Origin of the sequence: Chloroflexus aurantiacus J-10-fl (genome assembly GCF_000018865.1) — a bacterium.
In the GTDB taxonomy this organism is placed as follows: Bacteria; Chloroflexota; Chloroflexia; order Chloroflexales; family Chloroflexaceae; genus Chloroflexus; species Chloroflexus aurantiacus.
Genome location: NC_010175.1, coordinates 761,871 through 775,393 on the forward strand (window position 1 = coordinate 761,871; position 13,523 = coordinate 775,393).

Consider the following 13,523-nt stretch of genomic DNA (forward strand, 5'->3'; position numbering starts at 1 on the left):
CCGTGGGATCACAACCGTTACCAGACAGAATTGCCCGTGGCGTGCGGTATGGAGTGCGGCAGCCATGCTGCCGCGCCAGCCGTGCTCACGATCCGGCGCGTGGTACAGCGTTAACCCTGTTGGCCACAGGGATGCTGTGTGTGCTCATCACGATTGTGGAGTCTGTCAGGCTAGCCAACGATCACACCAGCACTGCCCCTGAGCGCTGATGCGCCGACCCGGCCTTCCCGCTGCGCACACCGTGGGATCACAACCGTTACCAGACAGAATTGCCCGTGGCGCGCGGTATGGAGTGCGGCAGCCATGCTGCCGCGCCAGCCGTGCTCACGATCCGGCGCGTGGTACAGCGTTAACCCTGTTGGCCACAGGGATGCTGTGTGTGCTCATCACGATTGTGGAGTCTGTCAGGCTAGCCAACGATCACACCAGCACTGCCCCTGAGCGCGAATACGCCGACCCGGCCTTCCCGCTGCGCACACCGTGGGATCACAACCGTTACCGGACAGAATTGCCCGTGGCGCGTAGTATGGAATGCAACAGCAGGGCTGCCGCAGCAGCCCTGCTCTCGATCACGTGCGTGTATCAGCGGTTCCCCCACAATTCACGGAGGCAACACGCCTGTAGACCGGTCCGGCTGTTTAACCTTCCGTCAAGACTTGCTCCTATCATCACCCCATCCGCACACGCCGCAGACGGAGCGAATTAGTCACCACAAAGACCGACGAGAAGGCCATTGCAGCCGCGGCCAGCACCGGGCTTAACTGCCAGCCGGTCAACGGGTAGAAGACACCCGCCGCCACCGGGATCAACAACACATTGTAGGCAAACGCCCAGAAGAGATTCCAGCGAATGGTGCGTACTGTGGCGCGACTGAGGGCAATTGCCTGCACCACGCCCCGCGGATCGCTGCGCATCAACGTAATATCCGCCGTCTCCATCGCCACATCGGTACCGCTCCCCATCGCAATCCCCACGTCAGCCTGGGCCAGCGCCGGCGCATCATTAATCCCATCACCCACCATCGCTACCCGGCGTGGTTTGCCATGCGGCCCACTCTGCTGCAAGCGAGCCACAATCGCCGCCTTTTCATCCGGCTTCACTTCAGCATACACGGCTGTTGCCGGAATACCGACCGCCGCCGCTATCGCTGCTGCCGTGCGCTGATTATCACCGGTCAGCAACGCAACCTCAATCCCGGCCTGATGCAGCTTTGCTACCGCCTCCGCAGCGGTTGGTTTGACCGTATCGGCCAGCGCGATCACACCCCACGCCTCACTATCAACGGCCACCGCAATCGCGGTTTTCCCTTCATTCTGCAACTGATCGACGATAGCCTCTAAAGCGTGTATCTCAACCCCTCGCTCACGCAACCAGCGCAGCGTTCCCACCAGCACAGTCTGCCCACCGACCTCAGCTTCCACCCCGGCACCACTGACAGCCTGAAAGCGCGTCGGTCGCTCGACAGCCAGACCACGCTCCTGCGCCGCCTTCACAATTGCCACCCCTAATGGATGCTCGCTGCGACTCTCAGCCGCCGCCGCAATCTGTAGCAACACCTGATCTCCCGTGCCGTCGGACTGGGTTCCCTGCGCCAGCACCGGCCTGGCCACCATCACAACATCGGTCACTGCGGGGCGACCATGCGTAATGGTACCGGTCTTATCGAACACCACCGCGTGCAGACTTGCCGCACGTTCCAGAGCCTCGGCATTGCGGATCAAAATACCGTGTGACGCACCGGTACCGGTGCCAACCATAATTGCAGTCGGCGTGGCCAATCCCAACGCACACGGACAGGCAATCACCAGCACCGCCACCGCAAAAATGAGCGCCTGGGTCAACCCCACCCCGGCCCACAACCAGCCGAGAAAGGTAATCAACGCAATCACAATCACTATCGGCACAAAGACAGCAGAAACCCGATCAACCAGCGCCTGTACCGGTGCTTTCGAGCCTTGCGCCTCTTGCACGAGACGAATAATCTGCGCCAGCGCCGAATCCTTACCGATCCGTGTCGCCCGCATCTGAAAACTACCGCTGCGATTAATCGTCGCCCCGAAGACCGGATCGCCACTGCGCTTCTCAACCGGCAAACTCTCACCGGTGAGCATACTCTCATCAATCGTCGACTCACCGGAGACAATCACCCCATCGACCGGAATCTTCTCCCCCGGTCGCACAATAATCATCTCACCTACCCGCACCTCGGTGAGCGGCACATCAACTTCTTGACCGCCCCGCACCACTCGTGCGGTCTTCGGCTGAAGCCCGATCAACGCCTTAATCGCGGCACTCGTCTGCCCCTTCGCACGCGCCTCCAGATACTTCCCAACCAGAATCAGCGTAATGATCAATGCCGCCGTCTCGAAATAGACATGGCCGGGCGCACCGCTGAGCAACATTGCCAGACTGTAGAAATAGGCAGCCGACGAACCGAGGGCAATGAGCGTATCCATAGTGGCGGTACGGGCACGCAATGCCCGCCACGCATGCCGGTAGAAATCGCGACCGGAGTAAAACTGCACCGGTGTCGCCAGCGCCAGAAAGAGCCAGTTGAGCAGGTCATCGCGGGCAGCGACCATGGCCATAATCTCACCCATAGCCGCATCACGCATTGTCGCCATCATCGCCGCCCCCTCACCGATTAACCAGGGGGCAATCAGACCAAAATCACGCGCCATCGACAACACGAAGAGCGGCAGCCCAAAGACCACACCAACCAGCAATCGCCGCCGCCGCACCGTCATCTCTGCTTCACGTGCCCGCGCCTCCACATCTTCAGCGGCCTCATCGGTAGCAGACGGCAAAATCACCCCATACCCGGCCTGCTCCACCGCCGCCACCAGATCGGTGCGCTCAACCATCCCCGGCACATAACGCACCAGCGCCTGCTCACTGGCCAGATTCACTTCCGCCGCCAACACCCCCGGCAGCTTACGCAACGCCTTCTCGACCCGTGCCGAACAACTGGCACAGGTCATCCCGGTGATCGCCAGCGTGATCTCATCGACAACCACCCCATACCCGGCCTGCTCCACCGCCGCCTGCAACGCTTCGGGCTGAACCAGCCCCGGATCGTAGCGCACCAGCGCCTGCTCACCGGCCAGATTCACCTCGGCAGCCAGCACACCCGGTGCCTTACGCAACGCCTTCTCGACCCGCGCCGAGCAGCTTGCACAGGTCATCCCGGTGATTGGCAATATCACTTCACGCTCGGCCATGGTAACAACTCCTTCCTCGACAGACTGCGATTGTACAGCCTATCTCCACCATCTGAGTGAAAGAGGCGCACTGATGTGCGCCTCTGAACATCGTTGCGAATGAAGACAGCTAGAGGCTAACAAGCCGTACCCAACGGCGTTACATCCTCGTATCCCGCTTCCTTAATCGCAGACACAATATCGGTAATATCGACCGCATCATCGTGAACGACGGTCACAATCTTACTGCTCAGATCAACCTCAACCTGACTGACCCCCTGCAAAGCACTGACTTCCTTGCGCACCGCGTGCACACAGTGCTGACACGACACCCCAGGAACACGGAATTGCTCAGTTACCATTGCTCATCTCCTTATTGGCTAATGAATACGCTCAAACACCTGCATCAACTCAGCAATCACCCGCTCGCGCTCACCAACATCCTCGCTCCGAATAGCCGTGATCACACAACTATGGAGGTGACGGTTCAAAATCAGCGCATCCAGCTTTGCCAGCGCCTGCGCAATCGCCCGCGTCTGATTCAGGACATCGATACAATAGGCGTCCTCTTCGACCATGCGCTTCACGCCGCGAATATGACCCTCAATGATATTCAGACGATTGAGAATCTGCTGTTTTTGGTCTTGATCCATATTCAACCCTTCTTCGAGTGAAAACAGCCTTTGGGTGGTAGTACTCGCCAGCATGCCCCATGGTCCTAGAGAGATTTGACCGCCATCGCCCATCTCAAGCCGTAAAGCCGTCGTCTACCTCATCAATCATCCCGTGAAACACAACAACTCGCGGCAAGAGAGTCCCGATCAGACAGGTCACAGCCCCATCCCTTTTCCCTCCCCCCCAGGGGGGAGGGGGGTACACAAGCAGTATACCACACGAGTTTTCGTGATGCAAGGAGGGGATGGAGGAAATAGGAGGTAGGAGGTAGGAGATAGGAGATAGGGGAGAGGCTCAGCGGATTCCTCGCCGGTCACAGCGACAACGTGCGCACACGATCTGCCCTGGGCGCACGCGCCTCCGGCGCACCTGGTAGGGGCGGGTTGGGAACCCGCCCCTCCTCCTTCATCGACGCAGCAAGACGGCAAACGCCGGTGCCTCGTGGTGGATTGATCCATCGGCGGTCGCACCGCTCCCCACCGGCCACAGCGACAACGTGCGCACACGATCTGCCCTGGGCGCACGCGCCTCCGGTGCGCCCACCACCTGACCCGACACATCGGTCTCTCTGCCGGTTGCAGATAAGACTCGTGTGCTCGTCCCGATCATCTTGCCTGACACAGAACCTGCATCAGCGCTATCAGCAACGTTCGGTAGCACGATCCCCTCGTTCCTCCCCCCAGCGGGGGGAGGTTAGGAGGGGGGCGATTTGCCTGACACCGCACCTGCGTCAGCGCCATCAGAAACGTTCTGCGGCACGATCCCCCCGTTCCCCCCCTATGCATTACCCACATCTCGGGCTCACGTGCAGATTGTGGTAGTCTTATGCGGAGTCATCAACAAGGAGGCAGGGTGACGCGACAATGCCAGCATGGGCTGAACACGACCTGCGCTACGCCCGACTCGGTGATGCCCGCTTGAATCGGCGGCTGATCTGTCTCGTCGCGGCAGTGGCTGCGCAGCCGACCGCCAGCGTGCCACAAGCGTGTGGGAGTCGGGCAGCCACCAAAGGGGCCTATCGGTTCTGGCGTTCGGAACGGGTTACCCCGGACGCAATCCGGGCGGCACACGATCACGCAACCGTCGAGCGTGTGCGTGCGCATCCGCTGATTCTGGTCATCCAAGACACGACGGAGCTGAACGTTACGCATCATCCAGCCACCCACGGACTGGGGTTGTTGGACAATGCGAGCCAGCGGGGGTTGAAGGTTCATTCGGCACTCGCGGTGAGCAGCGACGGGGTGCCGTTGGGGTTCATCCATCAAGCAGTGTGGACCCGCAACCCAGACGAGATTGGAAAGCGTCATCGGCGGCGACAGCGGGCAACGACGGACAAGGAGAGCCAGCGCTGGCTGACGGCGCTCGCAGCCACCCAGCAGGCCGTCCCGCCTGACGTCACGGTGATCACCGTGGCGGATCGGGAAGCGGATAGCTCCGACCTGGTTGCCGCACCACGTCGCCCAGGCGACCATCGCCTGATCCGGGCGACCCACCATCGTCGGGTAACCCATGAGGCCCGGTATCTCTGGCAGGCCATCCGATGCAGCCCGGTGTGCGGGTACGTGACCATTCCGGTGCAGCGGGTGCATGACCGACTGCCACGCCAAGCCACTATCACCGTGCGCACAACACCGCTGACCATCCTGCCCCCGCGCCATCATCGGCAGCGGGCCTCCCTGTCCCCGCGCTCGGTGCACGTCATCCTGGCCGAAGCGGAGCAGCCGCCCCCTGGCGTCCCTCCCATCTGCTGGTTGTTGCTCACCACGCTGCCGGTCACCACGCTGGCCGAGGCGCTCCCGTGCATCCGCTGGTACCAGTATCGGTGGGTGGTGGAGCGGTATCACGACGTCCTCAACAGCGGGTGTCGGCTGGAGGACCTGCAATTGGAACACGCGGCACGGATTCAGCGCGCTCTGGCAACCTAGTGCATCGTCGCGTGGCGCTTGTTGTGGCTCACGTATGAGGCACGGCAGCACCCCACGGCCTCGGGTGAGCGTGCCCTGGAACCGCACGAGTGGCAAGTACTCTCCTGTATCCACCACCATACCCCGATCCCACCGGCCACACCGCCGACGCTGCGTGACGCGATACGATGGATTGCCCACTTAGGCGGGTTCCTGGGACGGAAACGCGATGGCGAGCCGGGGGTGACGACTATCTGGCGTGGCCTCCGCCGCCTGCACGACCTCGCCATGCTCTGGCAACTCTTGTGCTCAATCTACCCTGTCTTGGTTGACACATGACTTATGGGTAATGCATAGGTTCCCCCCCGCGGGGGGAGGTTAGGAGGGGGGGCGATTTGCCTGACACAGCACCTGCGTCAGCACCATCGGCAACGTTCGGTAGCACGATCCCCCCCGTTCCTCCCCCCAGCGGGGGGAGGTTAGGAGGGGGGGCGATTTGCCTGACACAGCACCTGCGTCAGCACCATCGGCAACGTTCGGTAGCACGATCCCCCCCGTTCCTCCCCCCAGCGGGGGGAGGAACGGGGGGGGCGATTTGCTTGACACAGCACCTGCATCAGCGCCATCAGCGACGTTCTGCAGCACGATCCCCCCCGTTCCTCCCCCCAGCGGCTATGCATTACCCATAACTCGAATACTGCATTGCCCGCGTGCCGGAGCGGGTCGGGGGCGTGATGACGGGCGCGCTCCCCAGTCGGAAGCTGGGAGCGCGCGCCTCCGGCGCGCATGGTGCCGGTACCAGTGCTGGAGGGAGGAGCCAGGCGCAAGCTCCCGCCCCTGGCGGCATTCACGGACGGCCAGGACAGATGATTGAACACAACGTCTACCCTATCAGGAAGCCCTGGATCAAACGTCTGCCCTCCCCTCTCCCGCCCCCGCTATGCATTACCCACAAATGGGTGCTGTTGTGGACGACTGGCCCGGTGACAGTGCGCCGCTCCAGCCGTGCCAGCACGTGCTGGATGGATTGCATTACCCGCTCGTCATGCGCGTGTCGCGCGGTGTGGAGTGCGGCAGCCATGCTGCCGCGCCAGCCGTGCTCGCGATCACGTGGAGGTCGCAGCGGTTACCCCGCAGCTCTGCGCACAGTGGGATCACGTTTCAGTGTCGATACCGTTGCCGACCACCATTACCCGTGGCGCGACGTTTGGCGTGCGGCAGCCATGCTGCCGCGCCAGCCGTGCTTACGATCCGGTGCGTGGCCCACCGTTACCCATCCTGGTCACGGAGGTGCTGGATGTGCTCGTGCCGATCAGCGAGTCGGTCAGACATGAATGCGATCCCTGGGCGTAGACGGTTATGTTGCACGAGATTCGTGCCTGTGCACCAGCGGCCACGGCCAGCACCTGCCGGCGGAGGCGAGGATGCCTCCACGAAGGCTGGAAGCCTGCGCCACGGGGAGCCGCCACGGGGAGCGCTTGCAGCCCGGCCTAACGCAGCGTGACATGTGGGTAATGCATAGCCCAGCGGGGGAGGTCGGGAGGGGGGTGATAATGCATTCCACTCCCTACTCCCCACTCCCCATCACCTCATCCTGATCGCGCCGCAGCACCGTCCGCAACCTGGCAACCAGCCGATGAAGCTGTTCATCATCTCGTGCGTCAGCCCGTCGCGGATGGGGCAGATCAACGACAACTTCCGCCAACACCCGTGCCGGTCGCCGACTCAACACAACCACCCGGTCAGCCAGCAATACCGCTTCGGCAAGATTATGGGTCACCAGCAGCACTGCCGGACGCGGTTCAATTGTAGCCAGCAGATCGAGCAGCTCACCCTGCAACTGCTCACGGGTGAGTTCATCGAGCGCACTAAACGGTTCATCAAGCAACAGCACGGGTGGCGCAAGCGCCAGCGCCCGGGCCAGCGCCACCCGCTGTTGCATACCACCCGACAACTGACGCGGCAATCGCCCTGCTGCATCGCTCAATCCCATTCGCGCCAACAACGCAGCTACCCGCTCGGCTCGCGCCGCAGGCGGCCACCCGGCCAGCTCAAGCGGTAAGGCCACATTCGCTGCTGCATCACGCCACTCCAGCAGTGCCGCCGCCTGAAAGGCAATCCCAAAGCGATGCTCACGCCGTGCCTGTGCAGGCGCGAGACCAAACAAACGCACATCGCCAGTATCGGGTTGTTCCAAACCGGCTACAATTCGCAGCAACGTGCTCTTGCCACATCCGCTTGGCCCAACCAGGGCAACCACTTCACCAGCCGCCACCACCACATCAATGCCGGCCAACGCCTGCACATCGCCTGTGCGGGTACGGTAGCACTTGGTGACCCCGTGTATCTCGATAGCAGGTTGTAGCGGCTTCACCACCGGTTGATCTGTAGCCGGTTCAGCAAGTGTTATCAGCATATCCTGCGTCTGCCCGTCCTCTCGTTACCGTTGCTCTGGCAGCAGCGTGTAATCGGGAAAATTACCGTACAACCGCTCTCCCGGCGCGCCGACTGTCACTGCTTCAACCAGATACTTACCACCCACAAAACAACCCTTCCAGGATGCGCCCATCCCGCCAAACACCTCATCGCGATCACCACGCGAGCGCATACGGTTGATGCCGACCTTGAATGCACGCAACTCACTTGCAATCATCTGGCCCAACCTGAGATCATCGGTCGCAATCGAGGACACCAGATTCCCATTCGAGATATTCATCTCGCTGATCAGCTCCTCGATACTATCAACAATCACAATCGTATCAATCGGGCCAAACGGTTCGTTGTGGTGCAGGCGGCAATTCCGTGGCACATTCAACAACGCAATCGGCGCCATATAGGCCGAAATGTCCTGATCGGGTAAAAACAGCTCTGGGTTCAATTCGCCTTCGTACAGACAAACCGCACCGGCACCCAGCGCCTCGCTGTAGAGCACACGTAGCTCTTCAACCTTCCTCGCATTGATGAGGGGGCCAAAATCGAGCCGTGGCAACGGATCACCAGCCCGATCAACCAGTACCGGATTGCCGATCTGCAAGCTCTTTAGAACCGGCAAATACACATCCAGGAACTTGGGAAAGAGTCGGCGCTGAACAACATAACGGATGTAGGCCGTACACCGCTGTTTACCGTAAGCAAAGCCCTTTTTAATCTGCTGAGCCAGACTCGCCCAATCAGAGAAATCCCAGATGCCGTAGCAGTTCACCCCTTCCATCTCCAGCATGTAGCGTTTGTTGCGGTCGTAGAGCGACGCAGCAATATCACGTCCGTTAGTTTTCCCGCCTACAAACGCCAGACACGCTACATCGGCATTCCGTACCAGAGCATCGCTGAGCGCACCACCCGATCCACTGACCAGCGAGACAGGCAGGCCAGCCCGACGGGCAATCGCAAAACCTAGCGTTAACGCGAACAAGCCACCATCTGACGGGGTTTTGGCAATGACGGCATTACCGGCCAGTGCCTGCACCAATACCGCGTGGACTAACACCGAGTACGGATAGTTCCACGAGGCAATATTCGATATCAGACCGAGCGGCTGGCGGTTACTCAGCATCCATTCGATCTGATCAATATACCATTCGACACCATCAAGACAGCGATCAACATCATCACACGCCAGATGGTATGGCTTGCCAATCTCCCACATCAGCAGATATGCGATCAGATCGCGGTGCTGTCGTAAGCCATCAACCGTCTCCCGCACCCGTCGCCGTCGCTCATCGAGATCAGTTCGTGCCCAGGTCTCATGTTCACGAGCGGCAAAACGCACAGCCCGCTTTGCCGTTTCGAGGTCAATCATGGGCATGCGGCCCAATTCCGTGCCATCAATGGGCGTACTGTAATGCTTACCATGCCCCGGCCATCCCCACGTTCCCTCGATCAAATTGAGAACGTGCCCTTCACTGTTAAAGGCCTCTGGTACAACAGATCGTAATTGTGCCAGGAGATGCGACCATTCACACTCTGGTGCGATGATTTTGCTCATGCCATCCCTCTTCCGGTACTGTGATATTTAGCACAATCACAGTATATCATGCCGGTTACTATCATTCTCACAAACTGCTAAATATGTTGACATACAATATACCACCTCTTATTCAGGCAGCTCCTGTGCTACACTATACAGCAACAATGGTTAAGTTGAGAGAGTAAGCAATATGAACATCCTGATTCGTCCACGACGGCAGAGACGAGGTGCCATACCCTCAAACAAATACATTATTGAAGTTGAATATAGTGATGGTCGTCGCATCGTCTCAGAAGAAGAAGTACAATTTGACCTTACCCCTCCCGAACCAAACAACCCTGCCGACATCACTCGCTACGGTCAGGAACTCTTCCGCCGCCTCTTTCCGACGCGGCTGAGCCACCAGTTTCGCGTCTCACAGCGTACTGCCGCACAGCAACAGCAACCACTCCGGCTACGCCTTGCTCTCGATCCGCAGGATGCCGAATTACAGGCCATCCCCTGGGAACTCTTACACTTCCCTGCAACCGACAATCAAAGCCAGCTCATCCCCCTGACCACGAGCGATCAAATCCTCTTCTCACGGTATATCGACAGTGAACAATTTGCCCTTTTTGAACCAATTGATCATCATCCGATCCGCTTACTACTCATCTTCAGCGAGCCAACCGATCTTGATCGCTGGCAATTATCGCCATTTGATCGCCCGGCAACCGAACGCGACTTTCGGCAACGCTTTCGCCCATTTGTTGATACCGGCCAGTTAAAGTTCGACATCTTACCCCGTGCTGAAGAGGCCGAACTTCGCCTTGCCCTTGAACGCGGCTCACTTCAGACCGAGGAAGCGCGGGGTTACGATGTAGTTCTCTACTTTGGTCATGCCCTGTTTCTTCCAGAACGTGGTACTCGCCTCCTGCTTGAACACGGCCCACAGCGGCGAGGTCGGCTCTTCGATGGTGAAGAGCTTATCAGGCTTCTCACCCAATTACCGGCCACACACAAGCCGGCAATGATCGCCCTCATCGCCTGTAACAGTGCAACTGTTGATCTGCATGCCCCGCTGAGCAACTTAGCTGCACGCCTGATTGCAGAAAGCGGCATTCCCGCCGTGCTGGCCATGCAACGACTGGTCGCTATTGAGCTGGCGCGCACATTTACTCAACATCTGACGGAAATGCTACTGCGCAACGGCATCGTTGATCTGGCCGTCACCACAGCTCGCCGTCGTATCTATCGTACCGACAGCATTCATTGGAGTACACCGGTTTTGTATACGCGGCTGGCGAGCGGACGTCTCTTCCAACCCAGTGAACTCCTCAGATACATTGAGTGGCTCTTACAACAGGACAACATACAGCGGTGGGCCGGCACTGAATATATCGACGTCGAATGCATTTCTGTCCCCGCCGATCAATACAGCCACCTGATGCAACATCGCCCTGAAAACCCTCTGCAGAGCAGATCAGCTCGTGACACATTATTGGAAAACATCAAGTCGGTTGTCCGCACCGGCAGTGGCGAATGCATGGTTCTCACCGGCAACCGTCAATCGGGTCAGACAACCATTCTGCGACGTGTCTGCCACGATTTAGCACGTGACGCCCTGCTCGATATCGAAACACCCGTTGGTGTCCTTGTCTCACTTACCGGTTACGAGCAGACACGTGGCGACTTGCGACTACGCGATCATATTGTCGAACAACTTAACCGCCAACACCCCACTTTCGCTAATCATGTTCACGATCTCTTTCAGGGTAGAGCCAGCGGCCCTCACAAACGACCTCGACTGGCTTTTCTCCTTGATGATCTGGATCAGGTACCAGAAGCGTATTGGCAGGAATTGTTGCGCGACCTGCAAACCCTTCGCCAGTACCTGCCCGATCAGAGTTTTGTAGTCGCTGCCCCACAGACATTTATCTCACAAACTGTTGATCAGAATATCAAACTCTTAATTCTCCAGCCACTCGATGAAGAGAGTATCACCTTACACATTCGACAACGTAAGCATCGCGATGCACGACGCATCATCGAACGAATCCGAGAAAATCGCTTGCAGCACCTTGCCAGTGATCCACGGATGCTCACACTTATTTACGAACGTCTCACAACTGACGTTCAACAAAATATCTCTTACCACCAAATTATTGAAGGTTTTCTTGATCAGGAACTGCGTAATCTCGATACTCGTTACCAGATGGGCAACATTGCCCGGACAAGTCTCTACAGCATCGCATGGCAGTTATACTGGCAGATGAAAGAATACCTTTCAATCAACGAGGTTTTCACACTGTTTGCCCAGGTACGAGGCAATCGCGATTACAGTTTAGAAGACCTTTTTCGCCAACTGAGCAATACGCAACTCCTCACGATAACCGGGCAACACGCCATCAATTTTACAAATCGAGCTGTTGCTGCGTATTGTGCAGCCCAGGCGCTCTATACAAGCCCAGATCGCAACCAGCGTTTACTTGATATTATTGCGCTTTGTGCAGATGTGAGTCTACAACGCTGGTGGGAAGATGTCTTGTACGCCTTGATCAGTTTCCTAGACAAACCAGCAGAATTACTTCAGTATATTGCAAATTCACTTCGCGCTGGCAATAACCGTATAGCTGTCCTTGCTGCCCGCTGTTTAGAGGTTTTGCCGCCATCCAGACTGAAAGACCTACCAGTCGATCTACGTAACGAGTTGATTGACACGTGTTTACTGCAACTTGATGAACAACGCGAGCCTGATGTTACACGCCGTGAAACCCTGGTTAGATCACTGGGAAAGCTCAATTACCCACAGGTCCATCAGCAATTGCGCCGTATATTGATTGACAAAGTACGCCAGACAAGTAGCGGTTTACGCTACGAGTATACAAACATCCGCATTGCCGCCGCTCGTGCATTGCGCGATCTTTACCTCCCGCAGTTTAATCGAAGGACAAGAGATGCAAAATCTACTGAAGGTTTTGATCGAACTAAGATTTCAATTAAGCAATTGCGTGATGATCGGCCTTTAATCGAGTTAATGGATTGCTGGTTGAGAGGAGATCAAGGCCGCAGTGACTTGCGTCGTCATATTAGCGTATCACCCCTACCCTCTGAACGGGCAATCGCTGCCTTTGCACTGGCCGATGTCAGTACAACTCCAGCACAGCAATTATGTGATGCACGCTTTCTTCTGCGTGTTATTACTGCACCATCAGATACGACTGCCACCAGAATTAGCGACGACTGGATCGACACGATGTGGGCGGCGGCTGACGCGCTGACACTTTTTGACCCGGAGTATGTTGTGCCACTCATTGTCACATTGATTCGTCGCAAATCTAGCATGCCCGATCCGGCAGCCCAACAGATAGCCTATCTTGCCGGTCGCTTACGTATCAATCAGCCGGTCGTTATCGAGTGGCTTATCTCACTACTCATTACCAACCCCCGTCAAAACGTTAAAGCCCGCGCACTACAATCACTGGCCTGGATTGGTAACACTGCCGCAAACCACCCAATTACTCTCGCTGATGGTCACGAGAATATTACCGTTAAGCAGCTCATTGAAGAGATTGCGCTTTGGCGGCAGGCTTTACCAAATTTCGCATTGGGTACATTTCAGCTCGACCTGCCAAACAATAGCGATCAACCTGTTTACCTGCAACGAAAAGCCATTGAAGCCCTGGCATGGATCGGCGATAAGCAAACATTAAGTGAATTGGACAAATACTGCCAGCACTTGCCCCTTGAACTGCGTACCCAGTGGTACGTCACACGCTCGAACTTACAGCGATAGGA

General features: G+C 57.8%; 7 protein-coding genes and 1 pseudogene. 3 read left to right on the forward strand and 5 right to left on the reverse strand.

The window, feature by feature from the left end:
* Positions 1-668: 668 nt before the first annotated feature.
* From CAUR_RS02995 to CAUR_RS03005, 3 genes are all read right to left on the reverse strand, one after another.
* Positions 669-3,221, reverse strand: coding sequence for a heavy metal translocating P-type ATPase (locus tag CAUR_RS02995; RefSeq protein ID WP_012256479.1), 2,553 nt, complete (start codon positions 3,219-3,221; stop codon positions 669-671).
* Positions 3,222-3,337: 116 nt separating this feature from the next.
* Complete coding sequence (locus CAUR_RS03000) at positions 3,338-3,562, reverse strand: heavy-metal-associated domain-containing protein (protein ID WP_012256480.1); 225 nt, start codon at positions 3,560-3,562, stop codon at positions 3,338-3,340.
* Positions 3,563-3,580: 18 nt separating this feature from the next.
* Entirely contained in the window at positions 3,581-3,853 is a 273-nt protein-coding gene (locus tag CAUR_RS03005) for a metal-sensitive transcriptional regulator (protein ID WP_012660478.1), read from the reverse strand.
* An 885-nt stretch (positions 3,854-4,738) separates the two neighbouring features.
* Between CAUR_RS03005 and CAUR_RS03010 the strand changes: the two are divergent.
* Positions 4,739-6,118: pseudogene (locus CAUR_RS03010) on the forward strand (IS4 family transposase).
* 825 nt (positions 6,119-6,943) lie between these two features.
* On the forward strand, positions 6,944-7,132 hold the full coding sequence (locus tag CAUR_RS03015; RefSeq protein ID WP_162015842.1) for a hypothetical protein: 189 nt from the start codon (positions 6,944-6,946) through the stop codon (positions 7,130-7,132).
* 214 nt (positions 7,133-7,346) lie between these two features.
* On the opposite strand, the gene CAUR_RS03020 is transcribed toward CAUR_RS03015, so the two are convergent.
* Together CAUR_RS03020 and CAUR_RS03025 are read right to left on the reverse strand one after the other, a co-directional pair.
* Positions 7,347-8,195, reverse strand: coding sequence for an ABC transporter ATP-binding protein (locus tag CAUR_RS03020; RefSeq protein ID WP_012256482.1), 849 nt, complete (start codon positions 8,193-8,195; stop codon positions 7,347-7,349).
* A 24-nt stretch (positions 8,196-8,219) separates the two neighbouring features.
* Positions 8,220-9,764 carry an aldehyde dehydrogenase family protein gene (locus tag CAUR_RS03025; RefSeq protein WP_012256483.1) on the reverse strand — a complete coding sequence of 515 codons (1,545 nt, stop codon included), beginning with the start codon at positions 9,762-9,764 and terminating at the stop codon, positions 8,220-8,222.
* A 172-nt stretch (positions 9,765-9,936) separates the two neighbouring features.
* Between CAUR_RS03025 and CAUR_RS03030 the strand changes: the two genes are divergently transcribed.
* Complete coding sequence (locus tag CAUR_RS03030) at positions 9,937-13,521, forward strand: CHAT domain-containing protein (protein ID WP_012256484.1); 3,585 nt, start codon at positions 9,937-9,939, stop codon at positions 13,519-13,521.
* The last annotated feature ends 2 nt before the right edge of the window (positions 13,522-13,523 follow it).